25 protein-coding genes are annotated in these 23,818 nt (G+C 65.4%); 4 read left to right on the forward strand and 21 right to left on the reverse strand.

All coding sequences use genetic code 11. The annotated features are described in order from the left end of the window. Positions 1–130 precede the first annotated feature (130 nt). Both clpA and clpS read right to left on the reverse strand, forming a co-directional pair. Positions 131–2,431 carry an ATP-dependent Clp protease ATP-binding subunit ClpA gene (clpA, locus tag AC56KL_RS12275; RefSeq protein WP_497180441.1) on the reverse strand — a complete coding sequence of 767 codons (2,301 nt, stop codon included), beginning with the start codon at positions 2,429–2,431 and terminating at the stop codon, positions 131–133. Beyond that, on the reverse strand, positions 2,428–2,730 hold the full coding sequence (gene clpS, locus AC56KL_RS12280; RefSeq protein WP_027864722.1) for an ATP-dependent Clp protease adapter ClpS: 303 nt from the start codon (positions 2,728–2,730) through the stop codon (positions 2,428–2,430). Before clpS ends, clpA begins: the two co-directional genes overlap by 4 nt. Positions 2,731–3,049: 319 nt before the next feature. On the opposite strand from clpS, the gene AC56KL_RS12285 reads away from it, so the two are divergent. Then, entirely contained in the window at positions 3,050–3,253 is a 204-nt protein-coding gene (locus AC56KL_RS12285) for a cold-shock protein (RefSeq protein WP_091875187.1), read from the forward strand. 87 nt (positions 3,254–3,340) lie between these two features. Here AC56KL_RS12285 and AC56KL_RS12290 read toward each other — a convergent pair whose 3' ends face one another. Both AC56KL_RS12290 and icd read right to left on the reverse strand, forming a co-directional pair. Next, complete coding sequence (locus tag AC56KL_RS12290) at positions 3,341–3,607, reverse strand: hypothetical protein (protein WP_497180442.1); 267 nt, start codon at positions 3,605–3,607, stop codon at positions 3,341–3,343. Between the two features lie 86 nt (positions 3,608–3,693). Then, entirely contained in the window at positions 3,694–4,947 is a 1,254-nt protein-coding gene (gene icd / locus AC56KL_RS12295; protein ID WP_497180443.1) for an NADP-dependent isocitrate dehydrogenase, read from the reverse strand. Between the two features lie 195 nt (positions 4,948–5,142). On the opposite strand from icd, the gene AC56KL_RS12300 reads away from it, so the two are divergent. Further along, on the forward strand, positions 5,143–5,691 hold the full coding sequence (locus AC56KL_RS12300; protein ID WP_497180444.1) for a pseudouridine synthase: 549 nt from the start codon (positions 5,143–5,145) through the stop codon (positions 5,689–5,691). A 154-nt stretch (positions 5,692–5,845) separates the two neighbouring features. Here the strand turns inward: AC56KL_RS12300 and AC56KL_RS12305 are convergent, their stop codons facing one another. Then, positions 5,846–8,080, reverse strand: a complete 2,235-nt coding sequence (locus AC56KL_RS12305) for an NADP-dependent isocitrate dehydrogenase (protein WP_497180445.1) — start codon at positions 8,078–8,080, stop codon at positions 5,846–5,848. 358 nt (positions 8,081–8,438) lie between these two features. Then, complete coding sequence (gene rpsT / locus AC56KL_RS12310; protein WP_027864728.1) at positions 8,439–8,705, reverse strand: 30S ribosomal protein S20; 267 nt, start codon at positions 8,703–8,705, stop codon at positions 8,439–8,441. 266 nt (positions 8,706–8,971) lie between these two features. On the opposite strand from rpsT, the gene murJ reads away from it, so the two are divergent. Then, positions 8,972–10,522: a murein biosynthesis integral membrane protein MurJ gene (gene murJ / locus AC56KL_RS12315; protein ID WP_497180446.1), complete on the forward strand. Its 1,551-nt coding sequence runs from the start codon at positions 8,972–8,974 to the stop codon at positions 10,520–10,522. Between the two features lie 79 nt (positions 10,523–10,601). Here the strand turns inward: murJ and AC56KL_RS12320 are convergent, their stop codons facing one another. From AC56KL_RS12320 to AC56KL_RS12390, 15 genes are all read right to left on the reverse strand, one after another. Next, positions 10,602–10,919, reverse strand: a complete 318-nt coding sequence (locus AC56KL_RS12320; RefSeq protein WP_497180447.1) for a PEP-CTERM sorting domain-containing protein — start codon at positions 10,917–10,919, stop codon at positions 10,602–10,604. 30 nt (positions 10,920–10,949) lie between these two features. Beyond that, positions 10,950–11,420, reverse strand: a complete 471-nt coding sequence (locus tag AC56KL_RS12325; protein ID WP_497180448.1) for a hypothetical protein — start codon at positions 11,418–11,420, stop codon at positions 10,950–10,952. Between the two features lie 230 nt (positions 11,421–11,650). Next, positions 11,651–12,619, reverse strand: coding sequence for an IS1595 family transposase (locus AC56KL_RS12330; protein WP_497180449.1), 969 nt, complete (start codon positions 12,617–12,619; stop codon positions 11,651–11,653). Positions 12,620–12,728: 109 nt separating this feature from the next. Further along, positions 12,729–13,478 (reverse strand): type II secretion system protein, encoded by a 750-nt coding sequence (locus AC56KL_RS12335; RefSeq protein WP_497180450.1) that lies wholly within the window; start codon positions 13,476–13,478, stop codon positions 12,729–12,731. 1 nt (position 13,479) lies between these two features. Further along, complete coding sequence (locus AC56KL_RS12340; protein WP_497180636.1) at positions 13,480–13,863, reverse strand: type II secretion system protein; 384 nt, start codon at positions 13,861–13,863, stop codon at positions 13,480–13,482. Positions 13,864–13,868: 5 nt separating this feature from the next. Further along, positions 13,869–14,339 (reverse strand): type II secretion system protein, encoded by a 471-nt coding sequence (locus tag AC56KL_RS12345; protein WP_497180451.1) that lies wholly within the window; start codon positions 14,337–14,339, stop codon positions 13,869–13,871. After that, positions 14,339–16,435, reverse strand: coding sequence for a secretin GspD/PilQ domain-containing protein (locus AC56KL_RS12350; RefSeq protein ID WP_497180452.1), 2,097 nt, complete (start codon positions 16,433–16,435; stop codon positions 14,339–14,341). The genes AC56KL_RS12345 and AC56KL_RS12350 overlap by 1 nt, the downstream gene beginning before the upstream one ends. Continuing rightward, complete coding sequence (locus tag AC56KL_RS12355) at positions 16,435–16,977, reverse strand: hypothetical protein (RefSeq protein ID WP_497180453.1); 543 nt, start codon at positions 16,975–16,977, stop codon at positions 16,435–16,437. The genes AC56KL_RS12350 and AC56KL_RS12355 overlap by 1 nt, the downstream gene beginning before the upstream one ends. Then, positions 16,974–17,549, reverse strand: coding sequence for a hypothetical protein (locus AC56KL_RS12360; RefSeq protein ID WP_497180454.1), 576 nt, complete (start codon positions 17,547–17,549; stop codon positions 16,974–16,976). Before AC56KL_RS12360 ends, AC56KL_RS12355 begins: the two co-directional genes overlap by 4 nt. Beyond that, positions 17,546–18,145 carry a PilN domain-containing protein gene (locus tag AC56KL_RS12365; RefSeq protein ID WP_497180455.1) on the reverse strand — a complete coding sequence of 200 codons (600 nt, stop codon included), beginning with the start codon at positions 18,143–18,145 and terminating at the stop codon, positions 17,546–17,548. The genes AC56KL_RS12360 and AC56KL_RS12365 overlap by 4 nt, the downstream gene beginning before the upstream one ends. A gap of 20 nt (positions 18,146–18,165) precedes the next feature. Further along, complete coding sequence (locus tag AC56KL_RS12370; protein WP_497180456.1) at positions 18,166–18,972, reverse strand: hypothetical protein; 807 nt, start codon at positions 18,970–18,972, stop codon at positions 18,166–18,168. After that, positions 18,965–20,659, reverse strand: coding sequence for a GspE/PulE family protein (locus AC56KL_RS12375; protein ID WP_497180637.1), 1,695 nt, complete (start codon positions 20,657–20,659; stop codon positions 18,965–18,967). The genes AC56KL_RS12370 and AC56KL_RS12375 overlap by 8 nt, the downstream gene beginning before the upstream one ends. An 11-nt stretch (positions 20,660–20,670) precedes the next feature. Next, the gene (locus AC56KL_RS12380; protein WP_497180457.1) at positions 20,671–21,870 is read right to left on the reverse strand and encodes a type II secretion system F family protein; all 1,200 of its coding nucleotides are present in this window, start codon (positions 21,868–21,870) and stop codon (positions 20,671–20,673) included. A gap of 86 nt (positions 21,871–21,956) precedes the next feature. Further along, entirely contained in the window at positions 21,957–22,409 is a 453-nt protein-coding gene (gene gspG, locus AC56KL_RS12385; RefSeq protein ID WP_497180458.1) for a type II secretion system major pseudopilin GspG, read from the reverse strand. A gap of 167 nt (positions 22,410–22,576) precedes the next feature. Then, positions 22,577–23,002 carry a hypothetical protein gene (locus AC56KL_RS12390; protein WP_497180459.1) on the reverse strand — a complete coding sequence of 142 codons (426 nt, stop codon included), beginning with the start codon at positions 23,000–23,002 and terminating at the stop codon, positions 22,577–22,579. Between the two features lie 320 nt (positions 23,003–23,322). Between AC56KL_RS12390 and AC56KL_RS12395 the strand changes: the two genes are divergently transcribed. Continuing rightward, on the forward strand, positions 23,323–23,673 hold the full coding sequence (locus AC56KL_RS12395; protein ID WP_497180460.1) for a hypothetical protein: 351 nt from the start codon (positions 23,323–23,325) through the stop codon (positions 23,671–23,673). Positions 23,674–23,818 lie beyond the last annotated feature (145 nt).

A 23,818-nucleotide genomic window follows, 5' to 3' on the forward strand; every position in this document is an offset into this window, starting at 1 on the left:
GAAGAGTTTGCCATACGTATGCTGCCGCGCGACGTGCATACACGCAAAAAATCCTGGTCAGAGTACGTGCGCTCGGGCAGCGCGAAAAAAACCGCGCTCGAGGCGCGGTTCTTGCTAAGCCACCGATCGATTACTCGATCTCGACCGTCTCGGCCGGAGCCGGCGGCGGCGCAACGTCCCCTTCCGGGAACTCGAGCACGACGTCGTCCTTCTCGTTCAGGTCGACGGTGATGCGGCCGCCGTTGACCAGGCGGCCGAACAGCAGCTCGTCGGCCAGCGCCTTGCGGATCATGTCCTGGATCAGGCGCGACATCGGACGCGCGCCCATCAGCGGGTCGAAGCCTTTCTTCGCGAGGAACTTGCGCAGCTTCTCGCTGAAGACCGCTTCCACCTTCTTCTCGTGCAGCTGCTCTTCCAGCTGCATCAGGAACTTGTCCACGACGCGCAGGATGATGTCTTCGTCCAGCGCGCGGAAGCTGATGGTCGCGTCCAGGCGGTTGCGGAACTCCGGCGTAAACATGCGCTTGATGTCGGCCATCTCGTCGCCTGCCTGCTTCGAGTCCACGAAGCCCACCGAGCGCTTGGTCAGGCTCTCGGCGCCCGCGTTGGTGGTCATGATGATGATCACGTTGCGGAAGTCGGCCTTGCGTCCGTTGTTGTCGGTCAGCGTGCCGTGGTCCATCACCTGCAGCAGGATGTTGAAGATGTCCGGGTGGGCTTTTTCGATCTCGTCCAGCAGCAGCACCGCGTGCGGCTTCTTGGTGATGGCCTCGGTCAGCAGGCCGCCCTGGTCGAAGCCGACATAGCCCGGCGGCGCGCCGATCAGGCGCGACACCGCGTGGCGTTCCATGTACTCGGACATGTCGAAGCGCACCAGCTCGATGCCCAGGATGAAGGCCAGCTGCTTGGCGACCTCGGTCTTGCCGACGCCGGTCGGACCGGAGAACAGGAAGGAGCCGATCGGCTTGTCGGTCTTGCCCAGGCCGGCGCGCGCCATCTTGATCGCGGCCGACAGCGCCTCGATCGCAGGATCCTGGCCGAACACGACGTTGCGCAGGTCGCGGTCGATGGTCTGCAGCTTGCTGCGGTCGTCCTGGTTGACGGTCTGCGGAGGGATCCGCGCGATCTTCGCGATGATGTCCTCGATTTCCGTCTTGCCGATGGTCTTCTTCTGCTTCGACTTCGGCAGGATGCGCTGCGCAGCACCGGCTTCGTCGATCACGTCGATGGCCTTGTCCGGCAGGTGGCGGTCGTTGATGAAGCGCGCCGCCAGTTCGGCTGCCGTGGACAGCGCCGAGGCCGAATATTTCACGCCGTGGTGCTCTTCGAAGCGCGACTTCAGGCCGCGCAGGATCGCCACGGTCTGCTCGACCGAGGGTTCGTTCACGTCCACCTTCTGGAAGCGGCGGGACAGCGCATGGTCTTTCTCGAACACGCCGCGGAATTCCGTGAAGGTGGTCGCGCCGATGCACTTCAACTGGCCGTTGGCCAGGGCCGGCTTGAGCAGGTTCGATGCGTCGAGCGTGCCGCCGGAAGCGGAACCCGCGCCGATGATGGTGTGGATTTCATCGATGAACAGGATGCCGTTCGGGGTGTCCTTGAGCTGCTTGAGCACGGCCTTCAGGCGCTGCTCGAAGTCGCCGCGGTACTTGGTACCGGCCAGCAGCGCGCCCATGTCGAGCGAGAACACGACGGCATTCTGCAGGATCTCGGGCACGTCTTCCTGGACGATGCGCCATGCCAGCCCTTCCGCGATGGCGGTCTTGCCGACACCGGCCTCGCCCACCAGCAGCGGATTGTTCTTGCGGCGGCGGCACAGGATCTGGATGACCCGGTCGACTTCTTCCTCGCGGCCGATCAGCGGATCGATCTTGCCGTCGGCAGCCGACTTGTTCAGGTTCTGGGTGAACTGGTCGAGCGGGCTTTCCTTGGCCTGGCCTTCGACCTGCGCCTCTTCCACGCCTTCCGACGCCTTGCTGGTGTCGAGCTGCTGGTCCTTGCGCACGCCGTGAGAAATGAAATTGACCACATCGAGGCGGGTCACGCCCTGCTGGTGCAGGTAGTAGACGGCGTGCGAGTCCTTCTCGCCGAAGATCGCCACCAGCACGTTGGCGCCGGTGACTTCCTTCTTGCCGTTCGAGGCCGACTGCACGTGCATGATCGCGCGCTGGATCACGCGCTGGAATCCGAGCGTCGGCTGGGTATCGACCTCGCCCGTGCCGGGCACGGTCGGGGTGTTATCACCGATAAAATTAGTCAAGGTCTTGCGCAGGTCTTCGATATTGACCGCGCACGCACGCAGGACTTCGGCGGCTGATGGGTTGTCGAGAAGGGCCAGCAGCAGGTGTTCCACGGTGATGAACTCGTGGCGTGCCTGGCGGGCTTCGACAAAGGCCATGTGTAGGGATACTTCAAGTTCCTGCGCAATCATACTTCCTCCATCACGCACTGCAGGGGGTGCCCTGCCTTACGCGCATGCGTTAAGACAAACTCCACTTTGGTACACGCTATATCTTTGGAAAACACTCCACAGACGCCCTTGCCGTGACGGTGCACGGAAAGCATGATCTGGGTCGCCGTTTCGCGATCCTTGTTGAAGTACTCCTGGATGATTGCAACCACGAATTCCATCGGCGTGTAATCGTCGTTCAGCAACGCCACCTGGTACAGGGGTGGCGGTTTTACGGTCTGCCGCTCCAGCAGCTGTTCGGTGTCATGCTTCGTAGCCATGGACGTATTCTAATGCTTTCAAAGTCTGTGCCAAGCGTAAACATCAGCCTGTTCTCATGTGCTTCCATGTTACGCGTTTTCCGATTTATGCGCAGATGGCGCTCCAATTGACGAAATCAAGAGCCGCGTTACCTCTGCCGTGAAAAATTTGGCAACAGGCCCCTAAAACCGCTTGACTTCAATGATTGTTCCGCCAACAATGCAGTCATTGACATTGTACTTATGTACTTGTTGATAAGAAGTGAGCAGGCTGAGGAGGGGGCAAGAAGCTTCTTGCTTTTATGGCTCGTGTGATTTGTTTTTATTTGAAGGTTCTTTTATGGCAACTGGTACTGTTAAGTGGTTCAATGATTCCAAGGGTTTTGGCTTCATCACTCCTGATGACGGCGGCGAAGATCTGTTCGCGCACTTCTCCGCAATCAACATGAACGGTTTTAAGACTCTCAAAGAAGGTCAAAAAGTCCAATTCGAAGTCACGCAGGGCCCGAAAGGCAAGCAAGCTTCCAACATCCAGGGCACCTAATCGTCCCTCCCGGAAGCAAGGAACCCCGCGTATGCGGGGTTTTTTTTCGCCCCTGTCCCTCGTTTCCGGCTCCCGCCTCTTTCTTCATTAATTACGAGCGTACGCTAATTCGGCTGCGAGGGTGCGCGCGTCTCGCAACAAGGCTTCCAGGCGCTCGCCGCTGACCGCGTCCGGCGCGTCTCCCAACTCGGCCAGCACCGCTTCGAAACGGCGCGCCAGCCCGGCGCCCCGCTCGGCCAGTGCAGGCGGCACGGTGCCGGCATCCGGCAAGCCGTGCAATTCGTCTGGCGAGAAAAAATGGTGGAAACCATAGATGAATTGCCCGATCCGTTCGACATCAAATCCCGGCTCCACGGCCACCTCCGTCGGATAGAGAAAGCCCCGCTTCTACCGAAGACGGGGCTTTCATCCTAGCGGAAGCGGATCGAGCGCGGCGCGGCTTACATCTGTTCGATCATTACTTCGCCAAAGCCCGAGCACGACACCTGCGTGGCGCCTTCCATCAGGCGCGCGAAGTCGTATGTGACCTTTTTCGAGGTGATCGCGCGCTCCATCGCGCCGATGATCAGATCGGCCGCCTCGACCCAGCCCATATGGCGGAGCATCATCTCTGCCGAAAGGATGAGCGAGCCCGGATTCACGTAGTCCTTGCCGGCATACTTCGGCGCGGTGCCGTGGGTCGCTTCGAACATCGCCACCGAGTCCGACATGTTGGCGCCCGGCGCGATGCCGATGCCGCCCACCTGGGCCGCCAGCGCGTCGGAGATATAGTCGCCGTTCAGGTTCAGGGTGGCGATCACGCTGTATTCGGCCGGACGCAGCAGGATCTGCTGCAGGAAGGCGTCGGCGATCGAATCCTTGATGGTGATCTCGCGGCCGCTCCTCGGATTCTTGAACTTGCACCATGGGCCGCCATCGATCAGCTCGGCGCCGAACTCCTTCTGCGCCAGCGCGTAGCCCCAGTCGCGGAAGCCGCCCTCGGTATACTTCATGATGTTGCCCTTGTGGACCAGGGTCACCGAGGGCTTGTCGTTGTCGATCGCGTACTGGATCGCCTTGCGCACCAGCCGCTCGGTGCCTTCGCGCGAGACCGGCTTGACGCCCAGGCCCGAAGTCTCGGGGAAGCGGATCTTCCTGACGCCCATCTCTTCGGTCAGGAACTTGATGACCTTCTTGACGCCTTCGGAGCCTTCGGCCCATTCGATGCCGGCGTAGATGTCTTCCGAGTTCTCGCGGAAGATCACCATGTCGGTCTTTTCCGGCTGCTTGAGCGGCGACGGGACGCCGGCGAAGTAACGCACCGGGCGCAGGCAAACGTAGAGGTCGAGTTCCTGGCGCAGCGCGACGTTGAGCGAACGGATGCCGCCGCCCACCGGGGTGGTCAGCGGGCCCTTGATCGACACCACGTAATCCTTCAGTACTTCCAGGGTTTCCGCGGGCAGCCACACATCGGGACCATACACATTGGTCGATTTCTCGCCGGCGTAGATTTCCATCCAGCTGATCTTGCGCGCGCCGCCGTAGGCCTTGGCCACGGCCGCATCGACGACCTTGAGCATGACCGGGGTGATGTCGACGCCGGTGCCGTCGCCCTCGATGTACGGAATGACCGGATTATCCGGCACGGTCAGCGAGAAGTCGGCGTTGACGGTGATTTTCTGGCCGTCGGCCGGGACCTTGATTTGTTGGTACATCGTGTTCTCCCAATGTGGTCGCTGGCAGGCTGCGGTTGCGCCATGGGGCGCCGCATGCAACATGAACTAGAATGCGGAATTACAATGCGGAATAGCTCCCAAGTCTTCTATAAGACATCGTCGTAGCATCTTGCATTATGCACCAGTATTTTCCGAGGCGCTACGCAGCACCTTTTATCTACCGATTCCCCTTCCATGCCTCTGATCCTCTTCAATAAACCGTTCCAGGTCCTGTGCCAATTTTCGGCCCAGGACGGCCGCGAGACCCTGGCAAATTACCTGGACATTCCCAACATCTACCCTGCCGGGCGCCTGGATGCCGACAGCGAAGGGCTGATGCTCCTGACCGACGACGGCAAATTGCAGCACAAGATCGCGCACCCGGACCACAAGGAAGCCAAGACCTACCTGGTGCAGGTGGATGGCGTGGTGGACGCGACCGCATTGGCGCGCCTGCAGGCGCCGCTGGACCTGGGCGACTTCGTCACCAGGCCGTGCAAGGCGCTGCGCATCGCCGAGCCGGAGTGGCTGTGGCCGCGCAATCCGCCGATCCGGGCGCGGCAGGAGAAGCCGACCAGCTGGATCGCGATCACACTCGAGGAAGGAAAGAACCGCCAGGTGCGCAGGATGACGGCGGCGGTGGGATTGCCGACCTTGCGCCTGGTGCGCTCGAGCATCGGGCCGTTTTCGCTGGCGACGCATCCCTTGATGCCGGGCGAATTCATTGAAGTCCGATACCTGTAGCGTGGGCGGGTTCCCCGCCCACGCGTTCAAACAGTAGGTGAATTGTGAAGGTGCATCGTTTCAAGGTAATTTGAACGCGCGGTCGGCGGAGCCGACCACCCTACGAAAAACGCCGGCATGGAAGCCGGCGTTTTCAATCGAAGCAGTCTATCGCTCAAGCCGCGAACGACTCCAGCGCCGCATTGAAGGTCGCGCTCGGACGCATCACCGCCTTCACCTTCGCATCATCCGCCTTGTAGTAGCCGCCGATGTCGGCCGGCTGGCCCTGCACCGCCAGCAGTTCCTGAACGATCGTCTGTTCATTCTCCGCCAGTTGCTCCGCCAGCGGCGCGAACTTGGCCGCCAGTTCGGCATCGTCGGTCTGCGCGCTGAGCTCCTGGGCCCAGTACATCGACAGGTAGAACTGGCTGCCGCGGTTGTCGAGTTCGCCGGTCTTCGGCGACGGCGACTTGCGGTTGTCCAGCAGCTTGCCGGTGGCGGCGTCCAGGGTCCTGGCCAGCACCTTGGCCTTCTCGTTGCCGGTCTTCAGCCCCAGGTCTTCCAGCGACACGGCCAGCGCCAGGAACTCGCCCAGCGAATCCCAGCGCAGGTGGTTCTCTTCGGTCAGCTGCTGCACGTGCTTGGGCGCCGAGCCGCCGGCGCCGGTTTCGTACATGCCGCCGCCGGCCATCAGCGGGACGATCGACAGCATCTTGGCCGAGGTGCCCAGTTCCAGGATCGGGAACAGGTCGGTCAGGTAGTCGCGCAGGATGTTGCCGGTCACCGAGATGGTGTCCAGGCCGCGCTTGACGCGCTCCAGGGTGTAGCGCATCGCACGCACCTGCGACATGACCTGGATGTCCAGGCCGCTGGTATCGTGGTCTTTCAGGTAGGTCTTGACCTTCTTGATCAGCTCATTCTCGTGCGGACGGTAGGGGTCGAGCCAGAACACGGCCGGCATGCCCGAGTTGCGCGCGCGCGTCACGGCCAGCTTGACCCAGTCGCGGACCGGCGCGTCCTTGGTCTGGCACATGCGCCAGATGTCGCCGGTTTCCACGTTCTGGCTCATCAGGACTTCGCCGGTGGCGAGGTCGGTGATGTTGGCCACGCCGTCTTCCGGGATCTCGAAGGTCTTGTCGTGCGAGCCGTATTCCTCGGCCTGCTGCGCCATCAGGCCCACGTTCGGGACGGTGCCCATGGTCTTCGGATCGAAGGCGCCGTGCCACTTGCAGAAGTTGATGATCTCCTGGTAGATGCGGGCAAAGGTCGATTCCGGGATCACCGCCTTGACTTCCTTCAGGGAGCCGGTGGCGTCGTACATCTTGCCGCCGGCGCGGATCATGGCCGGCATCGACGCGTCGACGATCACGTCGTTCGGCGAATGGAAGTTGGTGATGCCCTTGGTCGAGTCGACCATGGCCAGCGCCGGACGGTTTTCCTGGCAGGCGTGCAGGTCGCGCTCGACCTCTTCGCGCTGCGAGGCCGGCAGCGTGGCGATCTTGTTGTACAGGTCGGCCATGCCGTTGTTGACGTTGATGCCGAGGCTGTCGAACAGGGCGCCGTGCTTTTCAAAGGCTTCCTTGTAGAACATGCGCACGCAGTGGCCGAACACGATCGGGTGCGAGACCTTCATCATGGTCGCCTTGACGTGCAGCGAGAACAGCACGCCGGTTGCCTTGGCGTCGTTGATCTGCTGCTCGTAGAAGGCCAGCAGGGCCTTGCGGCTCATGAACATCGAGTCGATGATCTCGCCCGCCTGCAGCGCGACCTTCGGCTTCAGCACGATGGTCTGGCCGCCCTTGGTGACCAGTTCCATCTTGACGTCGCGGGCGCCGTCCAGGGTCATCGACTTTTCGCCGTGGTAGAAGTCGCCGTGGGTCATGTGCGACACGTGGGTGCGCGATGCCTGCGACCAGGGCGCCATCGAGTGCGGGTTCTTGCGGGCGTATTCCTTGACGGCCTTCGGCGCGCGGCGGTCGGAGTTACCTTCGCGCAGCACCGGGTTCACGGACGAGCCGATGCACTTGCCGTACCTGGCCTTGATCGTCTTCTCTTCGTCGGTCTTCGGGTCGGACGGGTAGTCCGGCAGATTGTAGCCCTTGCCCTGCAGTTCCTTGATGGCGGCGGTCAGCTGGCCCACCGAGGCCGAGATGTTCGGCAGCTTGATGATGTTCGCGTCCGGCTCGAGCGTCTTCTTGCCCAGTTCAGTCAGCACATCCGGAACGCGCTGTTCCGGAGCCAGGTTTTCCGGGAACTGCGCCAGGATACGCGCGGCAACCGAGATGTCGGCTTGCTCGACCTTGATGCCGGCCGGCTTGGTGAAGGTGCTGACGACAGGCAGGAAGGCGTGCGTCGCCAGCAGCGGCGCCTCGTCGGTCAGGGTGTAGATGATGGTCGGATCACTGCTCATACGCTTTTTCCTCGATGATCGCGCGGGTCGCACGATGTCAAAAAACAGGTGGTAACGCTCGGGTCTTGATTCGCACACTGCGCGAAGTCTTCTATAAGACATAAGACGGCGTTTCACATTATGCACCAGTATTTTACTGTGCGCCATGGTTTTAAGATATGCGCCCGCTGCGCGCGAGGCGGGGAAGCTGCGGAATCGAGGGGCGCAACAAGGTGCAACAAGGGGGGCAACAAGGGGGGGCAACAAAGGGGGGGCAACAACGGCGCAACAAACGACAAAACCCGCCGGGACCGAAGTCGGGCGGGTCTTGCTCTGCACAGAACTGCCTGCGCGGCCCAGGCCGCACGCACCTCGCTAATTAAGCGGACAGTGCCTTCAGGGCAGCAGCCAGGCGGCTCTTGTGGCGGGCTGCTTTGTTCTTGTGGATGATCTTCTTGTCAGCGATGCTGTCGATGGTCGACACGGACTGCTGGAAGATGGTGGTTGCAGCGGCCTTGTCGCCAGCCTGGATGGCCTTGCGGACTGCCTTGATTGCGGTACGCAGGGTCGAACGCTGCGACGAGTTGTGCGCGTTTTGCTTAACTGCTTGACGAGCGCGTTTGCGCGCTTGTGCGGTATTTGCCATGAAATTTCCTAAATCGGGGTCAAGTTGCGTTTGCAAACATTCGCGAGTGAAACTGGCGTCTCATTGATGTCCGACGAGTGCCTGCCCAACGATTCGTGTCTGCTAACAGAATTCAGTACAGCCCACGATTATAGCGAAGGTTTGCGGACAGGGCAATTCATAAATGGATAATTGTCGCCATCGGCACGTCAGCCCAAGCGATAAATCGCGCTTTATCCTCACGTGCAGCGGCGCCGGACAGTGTTGCCCAAGTATAATCGCCCGCCATGAACCTGCTCCGTACCCTTGCCGCTATTTCCAGCATGACCATGGTGTCCCGTGTCACCGGCCTGCTGCGCGAAAGCCTGTTCGCGGCCGCCTTCGGCGCCTCGTACTTCACCGACGCCTTCAACATCGCCTTCCGCCTTCCCAACCTGCTGCGCCGTCTGTTTGCCGAAGGCGCATTCTCGCAGGCCTTCGTGCCGATCCTGACCGAATACAAGACCAGGCACGGCCAGGACGCCACCAAGACCCTGGTTGACCATGTCGCCACCGTATTGATCTGGGCAACAGTACTTACCAGCATTGCCGGCATCGTGGCCGCGCCGCTCCTGATCTACTGGATCGGCGGCGGCCTGCAGGACGAGCCGAAAGCCTTCGACGCCGCTGTCGTCATGACCCAGATGATGTTCCCCTATATCGCCTGCATGGCCTTCGTGGCGCTGGCAAGCGGGATCCTCAACACCTGGCGCCAGTTCAAGATACCGGCGTTCACGCCGGTCCTGCTGAACCTGTCCTTCATCTTCGCCGCCGTGGTGCTGGCCGATTACTTCGCCCAGCCGATCTACGCGATGGCGGTAGGGGTGTGCATCGGCGGCGTGCTGCAGGTGGCGATCCAGATCCCGCCTCTGCTCAAGCTCGGCATGCTGCCACGGCTGTCGCTCAATCCGATGACCGGGCTGCGCGACAGCGGCGTGCGCCGCATGCTCGGCAAGATGGGGCCGGCCGTCTTCGCCGTCGCCGCAGCCCAGATCAGCCTGCTGATCAATACCACCATCGCCGCCTGGCAGGGACCGGGGGCCGTCTCCGCCCTGCAGTATGCCGACCGCCTGATGGAACTGCCGACCGCACTGCTGGGCGTCGCACTCGGCACCATCCTGCTGCCGGGCCTTGCCAAGGCGAACACCGATGGCGACACCGAGGAATACTCCTCCCTGCTGGACTGGGGCCTGCGCCTGACCTTCCTGCTGGCTATTCCGTCGGCAGTCGGCATGGCGACCCTGGCCGAGCCGATGATCGCCACCCTGTTCCACTATGGCGAATTCGACGACGCGGACGTGGTCAGCGCCTACCTGCCGCTGATGGCCTATGCCGCCGGACTGCTCGGCTTCATCCTGGTCAAGACGCTGGCGCCGGCCTTCTTCGCGCGCCAGGAAGTGCGCACGCCGGTGAAGATCGCGGTCGGCGTGATGGTGGCGACGCAGTTGCTGAACATCGTGTTCGTGCCGCTGTTCGGCGTGGCCGGGCTGGCGCTGTCGATCGGTGTGGGCGCCTGCATCAACGCGACCCTCCTGTACGCCGGCCTGCGCCGGCGCCGCATCTACGTGCCGCAGCAGGGCTGGGGCATGTTCCTTCTCAAGCTGCTGCTTGCAGTCAGCGTCATGGGCGCCGTATCCTGGTTCAGCCAGATCCAGTTCGACTGGATCGCGATGCGCGCTACGCCCTTGCTGCGTGCCGGTGCGCTGGCAGCGATCATCACGGTGGCGGCCGCCGCCTACTTCGCGGTGCTGCTGGCGCTGGGCTTCCGCCCGCGCGACTTCAAGCGCCGCGCCAAATAAGCACGTACCTGCGAAAAAGGGGCAAGGCGCCGCCGCCTTGCCCCTTGCGTTTCTGCCGTGGCGCGGGAATCCGCTCCGCTTAGCGCCCCTGGCGGCGCCGGCGAGCGCCGGCCAGCATGGCCAGTCCAAGGCCGAGGATGGCGAGCGAGGCCGGTTCCGGTACGTCCGCCTCCATCGACAGGGCCTGGATCTGGGTCTGGCTCAGGGCCGTGTCATACAGCCGTGCTTCGCTCAGCACCGCATTCAGTCCGCCCGGCGCGTTGCCGCCCACCGTATGGCGCGCGCCGAAAATGATTTCGGTATTGTTCATGCTCCAGGAAGAATTGCCGATGGCGAGATAGCTGCCAATGTCGACGCCATTGCGGTAGCCGGAGATGCGCACCTGGTTGAAGTCCACCTGCTCGTAGGTGAAAGCGAGCTGGACAAGCTAGTTGGGGCTGGTTTCCGTGTAGCCGAGGGCTGCCGTGTCGGTACGCTGCCAATTGTTGCTGCCGGCCATCCAGCGGTTGGCCGTATGTTCGCCGAATACGATCCCGTCGAAGACGTCCGAGAACTTCTTGTCCACCGTCATCAGGCTGCCGGCGGTCGCAGAGGAGCTCAGTCCGGTCAAAGAGGCCCAGACAACCATGGTCTTGCTCTGGATGCTCGCACCAAAGTAGTCGTTGATACGGGCCCAGCCGGTCGGGGTACTTCCTTCTCCGGTCAGCGTCAACTTACCATTGGCAACACTTGCATTACCCAGCAGTTCCACCCGGCCGAAGCTATAGGTCTTGTCCTGGAGCGGGTCATCGCCCTGGAAGGTCCAGTGGCCGATCAGGCTTGCCTGGCTGGCGCTGCTGGCAAACATGAGAGGAAGGCTGAGCGAGAGGCTGGCGAGCAAACGTTTGGACGAGATCATTGTATTTCCTTGTTATTTCCACTTGGAACGAAACATGTCCCAATCGAAAGCAATGTCCATGCCAACGATTTCTTACAGGCAAACGAAATTGCAATGTAAGAATTTTCGACAGCGATTCGCCGCGCATAGACAAGCACAATGCTTGTATTCACAGGGAAAAGCAGGGCTTCTACTGCCGCAGCCCGAAATCAAGTGTAAACATTTTCGACAAAAAAAAGGCGCTGTCAGCGCTAACTGTTGATGACCCCGATCGCAATGCGCAGCAATTGCTGCGCAGTACTCACCCGGTCGCCATCGAGCGCGCGGCGCCAGCCCAGGTAGTTGGGCAGGTAACGCGAGGCCACCCCACGAAACCGGCTCAACCATTGCCGGAATCGCTGGTGGTAGCCATTCACGTGCTGCACGTGGATGGCGCCGGCAGCGCCCCGGCGCACTCGCACGCCGGCACGCAGGTTGACGGCCTCGTGCGCGATGCCGTGCTTGCGGGCGAAGCTGCGGTACGCCGCATGCGCGTCGCTTACCAGGAGCACTTGCCGATCCAGCCTGGGTAGCAGGTGACGCTCCAGTTGCGGCGCCGTCAGCGCGCCGCGGCCAGTTACAGCGTCGACGGTCTGTCCGCTACGGTCTCTCGCTACCAGAATGCAGTCGAGCTCTCTTGAGATGCCGCGCCGACCCGCCTTGCCGCCGCGTTTGCGCGCCGGCCGGTCCAGCTTGCGCGAGCCCTTCTGCGATTCCAGCAAGAACATTTCATCAGCCTCGACGATGCCGTTGAGCTGCCGGGGCTGGTCGTCCCGGGGCCGCTGCAGGAAGCGGTGGCGCCAGCGAAAGGCGGTGTTGCGGTGCACCCCGACCTGGCGGGCGCTTGCCCGCACCGACTTCGATTCGAGCATGGTGCCCAGGTAATCCAGCCATTTATCGCGCAGCCGCAGCCGCGCCAGCGGTGTACCGCTCAGGTCGTTGAACGTGCGGCCGCAGGCGCGGCAGCGGTAGCGCTGCAGGCCGTTCGCCTGGCCATGCCGGTGGTATCGATCACAGGCGCAACTTGGGCAGCGCCGGGCGGTGGCGCCGATCTCGGTGATGAGCGAGATCACCTGCTCGGGCCCGGCGGCCGGTTGCAGGGCCGCGAGTGTCTTGAGGCGCTGGGGGACATTCAGCGCAGGGAGTTTGGCAAACCACTTTGTGAACTGAGGCGATCGCATGCTCGTTCCCCGTCTGTCGTGACCGGTGTTCGACAGCGAATTGGCTCAGCAGTTCCTCCCTCATCCATACATAAGGTTGACAGAGCCAAAAAAATGGACCCGCGGCGCTTCAGTGGCCGCGGGTCGTGTCAGTCCTCTCCTTTGCTCCGTTTTCCTCTACCTCCGGACGCCCAGGCGCCTCCTCGGCTGGTGCATCGTTCTGCCCGTCCGCTGGCGGCTCAGGCTCGGGCGCCGGCTCAGGACGCGGTGCGGGCTCGCGCGGCGGCGCTGACGGAACAGGCGCCGGCTGCGGCTGGGAGGGCGGCAAACTGCCCGGCGGCGCGCTGCCCGGCAGCGGCGGCATGCCCGACGGCCTGGCGCCCGGCGTCAGCGGCGCCCCGGCGCCCTGCTGCTCGGCCATGAACTTCCAGTCCGCGATGTGTTCGCGATTGTCGAAGCCGGGGAAGCGCTTGTCGAAATTGCCCACCTTGAGCGGGGCCGCCTGCGACAGGCTGTGCACGCCCAGGATGCGTCCGCCCTCCCCGGCCGTCACCAGTCCCCACTCGGCCTTGCCGCTGACCGGGTCGACGAAGATCTTGCGCAGGTGCCGGCGCGGATAAGGGAAGCGTGTGTCGCGCAGCAGTTCCTGCAGCGTGCGCGGCTGGGTCGGCTGGCCGCGCGGGGTCGCTTCGGCATAGGTGCGCAGGGCCGTGCTGAACTGCGCGCCGATCTCCAGCAACTCCTGTTCGGCATGGGCGCGCTGCAGCAGCGCGCCGATCTTCAGCGTGGCGGCGCCCACCATGCCGATGATGAAGACGAAAATGATCAGGCCGAGGTAGGTGAAGCCGGCCTGGCGTCCCGCGACCGCGAAGCTGCGCACGTTACCACTCCGCGTAGGGTGTGCCCTTGCGGCCGTTGCCGGGTGCGCCGCTCTTGACGTTGCCGACCTCGCCCTGCTCGCCGTCCGGCGGGGGCTCCACCACCCAGGTCGCGCGGCTCTCGGTGATCGGGTCCATCGGCAGCGCGCGCAGGTATTTCTTCTCGACCAGCTGTTCCAGCGAATCCGGGTAGCGTCCCGTATCGGCGCGGAACTGGTCGATGACCGCGCGGGTATTGCGCAGGTTTTCTTCGAGGATGGTTTCGCGGCTGGCGTCGATACTCGGGAAGAAGCGCGGCACCGCGAGCGTGAGCAGCAGGGCCACGATGCCCAGCACCACCAGCAGTTCGATCAGGGTGAAGGCGCGCAGGCGCCGCAGCTCGGACATGATGCTCACCACTTGTTGTACGGGATGCCGTTCAGGCCCGGCCTGTCCGACGGCGAGTAGACGTCGTAGACGTCCTCGCCCTCTTCCGGCTCGTCCGGCTCGCTGGCGTAGCTGCGCTTGCCCCAGGTCTGTGCGTCCGGCGTATCTGGATCGGAATGAAAGGGGTCGCGCGGCAGCCGGCGCATGAAATAGATCTGCGCCTGCTTCGGGCTCTTCTGGTCGCGCACGCCCTCGACCAGCATCTCGAGACGCGGCGGATAACCGCTGCTGCCGGCCGCCTTGGCCACGCGGCCCTCGTCGCTGGCCTTCTTGTAGGCGTCGATGCCGGCGCGGATCTCGCGCAGTGCGCGGCGCAGCTCCACCTCGTCGCGGCGCTGGGCCGTGACTTGCGCCACCGGCACCACCAGCGTTCCCAGCAGGGCCAGGATCGCCAAGGTCACCAGCAGCTCGATGAGGGTGAAGCCGCGCTTGAACATTATTGCCGGGCGCCTGGAGAAGAAGCGGGAACGGCGGGCGGCGGCGGCGCGACCGGGATCACCTGGACGGCCGCATCGGGCGCGGGCACCGGCGCCGGCGCCGACGGCGGCGGGCCGGATTGCGGCGAACCGGTCTGCGGCGTCATCGGCAGCTGCGACGGCGGCACCGACAGCGGGCGGTCCGGCGATCCGGCCGCAGGCGTACCGACCGGCGCCGGTGCGGGAACGGCCGGCGCGCCCGAAGCCGGACCCTGCACGGTTCCCGCACGCGCAGCAGCTGCAGCAGCTGCGGCAGCGCCGGCATTGACCGGCAGCTGCACCGGCGCGCGCGCCGTGCTGTCCGGACGGCGGCGGAAGCTGGCTTCGGTACCGGCCCCGAATTCGGACGCGGCCGCCGCCGGGCGCTGCACGGTGCGCACCAGGCGCGGCGTGATCGACAGCACGATCTCGGTGCGGTCGTTGGTGTCACGCGTGCTGCCGAACAGGCGGCCGACGATCGGCAGGTCGCCGATACCCGGCACCTTGTTGCCGCTGGAACGGTCTTCGTTGCTGATCAGGCCTGCCAGCACCTGGTTCTCGCCATCCTTCAGCTGCAGGAAGGTAGTGGCCGAGCGGGTGCCGATACGGTAGGCCACGGTGCCGGAGCGCGTCGTCACCGAGTCGCCGAGCGTGCTGACCTCGAGCGAGATGCGGATCCCGACTTCGTTGTTCAGGTAGATGGTCGGCTCCACGTTCAGGGTCAGGCCGACGTCCACGTAGTTCACCGACTCCGAGGCGAAGCCGCCCACGCCCGAGGAGATCGTGGTCGAGATGTTCGGGATCTTGTCGCCGATGACGACCTTGGCCTTTTCCTTGTTGCGCACGCGGATGCGCGGGTTGGCCAGGATATTGGAATCGCCATCGGTCTTGTTGGCCTTGACGGAGGTGGTCAGGTTGCTGACGACGCCGATATTGCCGCGGTTCAGGCCTCGCAGCTGGTCGATGCTGATGGGGTCGCCCTCGACCGTGGCCAGCGGTGAGAACGAGACCGCGGCCGGCCAGACCACGCCGAGGTCCATGATGCGGCTGCGCTTGATCTCGAGCACCTCGACGTCGAGCATGACTTCCGGCTCGGGCACGTCCTGCAATGCCACCAGCTGGGTCGCCACGCGCACCGCTTCGGGGCTGTCGCGCAGGATCACCAGGTTGAGCTTCTCGTCCACGACCACGTCGCGCGACTTGAGGATGGTCTTGAAGGTATTGGCGATGTTCTTGGCTTCCGCATTGGCCAGGAAGAAGGTCTTGACCGTCATCTCCTGGTATTCCTTCAGCTTGGCGGCCACGTTCGGGTAGATCAGGATGGTGTTGCCGTCCATGACCTGGCGCTCGAGCTGGTTGGTCATCAGCAGGTAGTAGATCGCGGCCTCCACGGTGCTGTTCTTCAGGAAGATCGAGCTGCGCAGGTCGGTCTTGACGTCCTTGTCGAACACGAAGTTCAGGCCGGAATGGCGCGAGATGATCTCGAACACCTGCTTGAGGGGCGCGTCGCGGAATTCCAGGCTGATCGGCTTGCGGAAGGCCGCCGCCAGCGTTGCTTCCCCAGGGGGCGCCGCGGCCGCCTTCCGGTCCAGCTCCAGCATCAGCAGGCGCGCCGGCTCGTGCGCCGGGCGTTCGGTCAGGATCGCGGACAGCCGCTGGCGCGCGGTATCGAACTCGCCCTTGTCGAAGGCGGCGCGCGCCTGATCGAGCATAGCCGCGTGGCGACCGTCGGCCTCGACCTGGCGCAGGCCGCTGCGTGCGCGCTCGTTGGCCGGGTCGAAAACCAGCACGCGGCGGTATTCCGCCAGCGCCTCCTCCGGCCGGCCGGCGGCAAAGGCCGCCTCGGCCTGGCCGAGCAGGCGGTTGGCCGCGCTGTCGCGCGCGCGCAGGTAGGCGACGCGGTACTGGGGATTGGCCGGGTCGGCATTGACCGCCTCCTGGTATTTCACCAGCCCGGCCGCGACCTGGTCCTGCGCGACCAGCGCATTGCCTTCCTGGTAGGCGCGCTGTCCCGCGCAGCCGGCGAGCAGCACCGCCCCCAGGCCAGCAGCCAGCACGAGATTGCGGATACGAGGCATCAGTCGAATACTCCAATATTAAGCTGCTGAACCTGGTTCAGCGGCAGGTAGGTCAGGGTCAGCACCGGTGGCCGGATCGCATCGACGCGGTAGGCGCCGTCGATGATGGTGTTCTCGCGCACCAGGTGGGTACGGTCGCCGCGTGCGAGGTAGATTTCCCAGGCGCCGTCCTGGAGCGACTTGCCGATGAAGGTGAACGGCAAGGGCGGCGCGCTCGGCGGCGGCGGCGGCGGCGCGGGCGCCGGCGGCGGTGGCGGCGGGGTCCAGTCCTGGCGCGCGAACACGCCATTCTCCCCCGCGTTGAAACGGTCGCCGCTGTCGCCGATCAGGGCCTCGCGGTCCGCCAGCCGCAGGATGACGGGGTTCGCGTCCGCTCCCTTGGCGGCGGCAGGCGCCGGCGCAGGGGACGGTGCGGGGGCGCCGGGCGCCTGCGCGCGCTCGACCGGCTCGGCCACAGCGTCCTCCGGCGTCCTGTCGCCGAAGGCCACCAGGGAGCCAGCCGCCACCAGGGCGACTGTCATGGCGATGTGGCGCGGCTTCATCGCGGCACTCCCTGTGTGTCGGCCAGGTGCAGCGTCAGGCGCAGGCGCGCCTCGACGGTGGCGCTGCCGATCGCATCGCGCCGGAAGCTGACGTCGTCGAGCGATGCGTGCGGCAGCGCGCGCAGCGCGTCGAACGCGAACTGCCAGATCGCCCCGTAGCGGCCCGTGACCGGCAGGTTGAGCTGGTAGGTGTGGAAGCTCCCGGCGCGCTCGTGGGCGGCGCGGTACTCGCCCTGGCGCAGGGCCAGGCCGTTCTTCTCCGCCAGCGCGAACAAGGTCTTGAGCTGGCGGTCGACCTTGCTGCGCTCGCCCAGGGAGGCATAGAAATGGGCCAGGTTCTGGTCGGCGCTCGGCGGCGGCGCAGGCGGCGCGCTGTGCACGGGCGGCGGCGCTGCAGCCTGGATGCGGGCGGCCGCATATTCCTCGTCCAGGTCCACCAGGGCCTCGAGCACCAGGACGATCGCGACGGTGGCAGCCAGCGCCAGCGCGAAGGCGGCGGCAATCACCGGGTTAGCGCGGCGCAGCGCCAGCACGGCGCGCAGCCAGAGCGCCGACAGGTTCATGTCCTTCATGGGGCGCCTCCGGCGGCACCCGACTGCGTGCCCGACTGCGCGCTCCACTGTGCGCTGAGCTGGAAGCGCAGCGGCCGGTTCGGTTCCTGCTCCGCGATCTCGTGGCGCACCAGGGCCACCGAGCCGAACCAGCCCTGTTCCTGCATCGCCGCCACGTAGGCCAGCATGTCGTCGCTGTTGCGGGCCTCGGCCGTGATGCGCAGGGTGCGGCGCTTGGCATCCGGCTCCAGTGCCAGCAGCGCCACATTGGCCGGGGTGGCCGCCCCCACCGCCTCGACCAGATCGCGCCACGGCAGGTTGAGCTGCATGACGGCGTCGTTGACCGCGCCCGCCTGGGCGGCGGACACCGTGAACGTCGGCGCCGCCGCCGCGACCGGCACGGGGCGCATGGCGCTGGAGCGCGCTGCGATGGCGGCCTGCAGCGCCTCCAGCTGCTCGCGCTCTTCCTGGTAGCGGACCAACAGCGACAGCGCCACGAAGCACAGGCCGGCAGCGGCGACCACCAGGCCGACGCTGCGCCCCGGCACGCGGAACAGGGTGCGCCGCAGGCTGCGCGGTGCGAAGTCGATATGGGTGCGCTGTAGTCTTCGCTTCATGCTTCCCTTCATGCTCCGCCTCATGCTTCGATTCCCGTGCGCGCCAGTCGCACGTGCAGCGGCCAGTCGGCGCTGTCGTCTTCCAGCAGTGTGCAGGCGAACTTCAGGCAGCCGGCCGAACTGGCCCAGGTTGCCGGGGCGGCGCCGCACAGCTGCAGCCGCTCGGGACGCCCCACCCCCACCCGCAGCGCTTCGCGGGCGACGTGGGCTTCGAGCCAGTCGCGGTCGGCGCCCGGTGGAATCACGGCGGTGCGCACCGCGGCCAGCGTGTCGCCTTCATAGGCGGCAAGCGAGAGCACGCCGCCGTGCACCAGGCCGAACCAGGCGCCGGGACGGCGCGCGCGGCGCCAGGCATTCATGGCGGCGACGAATTGCGGCGCCACCTCGACCAGGTGGAAACGGTGTTCGCGCGCCAGCGTTTCCAGCAGGGCCAGCAGGCCTTCGGGCGCCGCGGCGGCCAGGAAGGGTCGCGCCGCATTCCAGTCGGCGCTGATGCGCCAGTCGAGCGGCGGCGCGCCGAACAAGGCCTGGAATCGCAGCGCGGCTGCGGCCTCGAGGTCGCCGAAACGGGCCGCGCCCCTGGGCGGCGGCACCTGCCACAGGCGCACCAGCTCGTCGGCCAGCACCACGGTCAGCGGCCAGGCGCGCGGGGCCAGCTCCTGCAGCAGCGCGCGCAGGGTATTCGCCAGCGCATCCGGCGCCCCGGCTTCGACCGGGTTGCTGGCCAGCACCTCGACGCCAGCGCGCGGCCAGCCGCCCACGCGCAGCAGCGCAAGGCCGTCGGCGGCGACGCCGAGACGGAGGGATTGCCCGAACTTCCTACGCATGCAAGGTCACCCGCTTGATCTCGTCGATGGTGGTGGCGCCGCGCCGGACCAGGTCGAGCGCCGCCAGGCGCAGGCTGCGGGTGCCGTTGGCGTGGGCAGCGGCCTTGATGCGGCGGATCGGCTGCTTGTCGACGATCAGTTCGCGGATTTCGTCGTTCAGCGTGAGGATCTCGGCGATCGAGCGGCGCCCGCGGTAGCCGGTGCCGCGGCAGTCGCCGCAGCCCTTGCCGCGCATGAAGACGTAGTCCTGGGCGTCCTCACGCGCCAGGTGCACCGAGGCCAGCTCGAGCGCGTCCGGATCGTAGCGCACCGCGCAGTGCGGGCAGTTCATGCGGATCAGGCGCTGGGCCCAGATCCCGTTCAGGGCCGAGACGAACGCATACGGATCGATGCCCATGTGGGTGAAACGGCCGAACACGTCGAACACGTTGTTCGCGTGCACCGTCGTCAGCACCAGGTGGCCGGTGAGCGCCGACTGCACCGCGATCTCGGCGGTCTCGCGGTCGCGGATCTCGCCGACCATGATCTTGTCAGGGTCGTGGCGCAGGATCGAACGCAGGCCCTTCGCGAAGGTGAGGCCCTTCTTTTCGTTCACCGGGATCTGCAGGATGCCCGGCAACTGGTACTCGACCGGGTCCTCGATGGTGATGATCTTCTCGCGCCCGTTGTGGATCTCGGTGAGGGCCGCATACAGCGTGGTGGTCTTGCCTGAGCCGGTCGGCCCCGTCACCAGCAGCATGCCGTAGGCTTCCCTGGCCAGTGCGCGCAGCGTCTCCAGCGAGGGCGCGTCGAAACCCAGGGCCTCGAGCGTGAGCGCGCCGTAGGATTCGATCATGGCGCGCTTGTCGAGGATACGGATCACCGCATCCTCGCCGTGGATGCTGGGCATGATCGAGACCCGCAGGTCGATGTCGCGCCCGCCCGACTCCACCCGGAAGCTGCCGTCCTGCGGGATGCGGCGCTCGGCGATGTCGAGTTCGGCCAGCACTTTCAGGCGCGAGATGATGTGCTCGGCCAGCTCGACCCCGCCCACCGTGGTGGCATGATCGAGCACCCCGTCGACCCGGTACTTGACGGCCAGGCCGCCCGCCGTGCTCTCCAGGTGGATGTCGGAAGCGCCGGCCTTGAGCGCATCGTACAGCGTCGAGTTGACCAGCTTGACCGCCGGGCTGCCGCTTTCGGACACCGAGGCGAAGGACAGCACCTGGTTGACCTTGCCGTCGCGCCGCGCTTCCGCGCCGCCCTCCACCAGGCTGTCGACGGCGCGCGCCGATTCCTCCTGCTTCGACAGATAGGCCTGGATGTCGGACTGCAGCGCCAGGCACAGCTCGAGCGGGGCGCGGGCGGTGGCGCGCGCCTGCGCGCCCAGCCAGGTCTGCAGGTCGAGGTCGAAGGGATCGGCCAGCACCCCGGTCAGGCGCCCCGCCCCGTCGCGCAGCAGCACGCAGTGGCGCGACATGGCCTGCGCCAGCGGCAGCAGGTCGAAGGCGGGAGATTGCGCCAGCATGGCGGCGGTTTCCATGACCGGCAGCGCGAACGGGGCCGCCAGCTCGCGAATGATGCCGCGCGGCTCGAGGCCGGTGAGGCCTTCGAGCTCGGCCACCAGGCCGCGGCGCGACTGCTGCGCCAGCGCACGGGCGCGCGCCAGCAGCGCCGGGTCCAGCGGTTTATCCTGCGGCGCGTTCACGACATCGCTTTTCAAGACATATCCCCGGCGAGGTCGAAGATCGGCATATACAGCAGCACCACGATGGCGCCCACCACCAGGCCGATGGCCGCCATCAGGAGCGGCTCGAAGGTACGGGTGAAGCGGTCGATCCAGCGCGTGATCTCGCCATCGTAGAAGGCGGCCGACTGGGTGAGCATCGGCCCCATGTCGCCGGTGCGCTCGCCCACGCGCAGCATGCGCAAGGAAATCGGCGTGGTCAGGCCATTTGCTTCGAATGCATTGGACAGCGGCTGGCCCGATTCGATCGCGGCGCGCGCCTGCGCCAGGCCCTTGCGCACGGCGCCGGACACCATCGGCTGCACGGTCTCGATGGCGCCGACGATGGTGATGCCGCCCTCGGTCAGCATGCCCAGCGTCAGGTACAGGCGCGACAGTTCATAGATGCGGGCGCGCTCGCCGATGCCGGGCAGGCGCACCAGCAGGCGGTTGATGCCGCCGCTGCGCACCAGGTGGCGTACGCCGGCCACCGCGCCGGCGATGGCCAGCAAGGCCGTCACCAGGATCGCGCTGCCGTGGCTGGAGGCGAACTGGCCCCAGTCGAGCAGCAGCTGCGACATCCAGGGCAGCGAGCGTCCCGCTCCCTGGTAGACCTCGGCGAACTTGGGCACCACGTAGCCGATCAGGAAGGCGCTCACGCCGCCGCCCACCAGCAGCAGGATCACGGGGTAGATGGAAGCGCTGACGATCTTGGCGCGTACCAGGTCGATGCGCTGCTGGTAATCGATATAGCGCGACAGTGCGCGCGGCAGGTCGCTGGTGCCTTCGGCGGCGCGCACGATGCCGACGTATAGCGGCGGGAACAGGTCGGGCTGGGCGGCCAGCACGCCGGAAAAGCGCTTGCCCTCGCGCAGGCCTGCCAGCAGGCGCTCGAGCACGCCGCGCGCGCCCGTATTGGCTTCCTTTTCGAGCAGGGCTTCCAGGCCCTCGACGATGCCCAGGCCGGCGTTCAGCAGCGCCAGCAATTCCTGGCTGAACAGCACCAGCGACAGCTTGCCGCCCTTGCGCCCCCTGGCCAGCGCGGCGAAGGGGTTGGTGCGGGCCGGCTCGACGGCGCTGACGAACAGCCCGCGCGCCTCGACCTGGCGGCGCGCGTCGAGCGCGTCGGCGGCATCGACGACGAGGTCCGAGATCGACATATCGGGCGCGAGGGTACGAACGGCGAACTGCATGGAGGGCCCGGCTGGTTTGGCTGCTTTGGCTGTGTCAGCGCTGTGGTGTCAGGATGGCGGCTGGTCTGTGCGGGCCGGCTGCGTGCTCAGTTCGACGAAATGTCGGCATTGTCGCCGGCGCCGCCAGGCTGTCCGTCCTTGCCGAGAGACAGGATCTCGTATTCGCCCTTCGTCCCCGGCGAGCGGTACTGGTAGGCACGGCCCCACGGGTCCTGCGGCACGCCCTTCTTCAGGTAGGGGCCGTTCCACTTGGCGCCGGCGCTGGGCGGCGCAGCCATCAGGGCGTTCAGCCCCTCTTCCGCATTGGGGTAGCGGCCAACGTCGAGGCGATAGGTGTCGAGCGATTTGTCGAAGGCGTCGATCTGCGCCTTCGCCACGGTGACTTCGGATTTGCCGAGCTGCGAGAAATACTTGGGGCCGACATAGGCTGCAAGCAGGCCGATGATCACGATCACCACCAGCAGTTCGAGCAGGGTGAAGCCCTGCACGCCGCGCGCCACGGGACGCGCCGGGGCGCGCTGTTCCAAAACTGATTGCATCGACCTGCTCCTCATTCTTCTTACATGAAACTAACATGGAAGGCTACCACGGCGCTTATCGTCTCGACAATGCCCCCTCGATGGGGGTTCTTTCTTGCCTGCCATCCCACGGCGCGACTATCGCAGCTGCACAGTCCGTCTTTCTTGCGCCGGCGCAGACCGGCCGGTCAGCGCGCGGCTGGCGACGCCCCGCCGGGCTGGCACTGGCCGCTGCTGCAGACCGCGCCCGGGTCGGGCAGGTGACGGCAGGTCGACACCATTCCACTGGCCTTGATCGCGGCCTGGCGCTCGGCCTTGTACTGGTTGGCCAGGGCGTGCAGGGCCTTTTCGTCGGTGCGCGACAGGGAATACGGCAGATAGCCCTGGGGCCCGCCGCAGGCATTGGCGCCGAGCGGCAGCGAACGGCACTGGGTCGATTCGGTACAACTCGCCTCGCCGGCCAGGGCGCGGATGCGCGCCAGCGTATCGCCGGCTGCTGCAGGCGCTGCAGGCGCACCGCGATGCGCCCCTTGCGCTTCCGTGCGGCCGGGATCGCGGGCCTCGGTCGTGCAGGCGGCGCAGCCAAGCAGGAAGAGAAGGATGAGTGTTCGCATGCGCCCATCTTCCCTGCTTGGGCAGACGTGGTCAAGCAAATCAAGGTATGCATGGCTTGGCTTGGCATGCAAGAAATCTTGTTGAGCGGCGATGATCTCAGCTCAGCCCAAGTGTTGCCGTAGAACATCAATTGCGCTCTGGAATTTTTCATTTCCTTTAAAACAGATGCTGCAACTGTCTTCAAAACACGTTAACGTCGCTCATTTACGTTCCTAAACCATAATCTTTGCTGTTCGCTAACGAAAATAATTGAGCACGGGCAAAATTTACTGACTACAATTGGCTTCGTTATCGACGAGCTTGCTCTACAGAACCGATTATGACTTACTCCAGTTTTCGTACCTTTGCCGCCATCGCGTTGAGCGCCCTCCTGACCGCATGCGGCGCAGGCCAGCAGCAGGACATCCAGATGCCCATGCAACTGGCCTCGGTAGTACACAGCGCCGCCGTCGAAGCCGCACAGCCCGGCACCAGCGTGGGCGTGATGGCAGGCCAGGCCGCCTCGACCGGCCCGGCCGTCGCCGCCGCCAGCGGTGCGCACAACCCTGTCCCCGACTGCGCCGCGGAAGGCTGCAATAGCCTGCGCATCATCGATGGCAACGCCGAAGCCTTCCGCATCGACGCGATGCGCCGTGCAGCGGCCGGCGACAACGGCCCAAGCCAATCCTGATCCCGAAGGCGCCGGCCTTGCCGGCGCCGCGTGTCTTCGTTCTTACCACGCATCGTCTGCGCGGCCCTGCCAGGGCCGTCCGTCCGACTGCAAACGCCCTCTCCAAAAAAACACCTGCCCGCAGGCAGGTGTTCCGTCATCGCCG

The organism is Telluria sp. ZB4P34 (assembly GCF_059686055.1).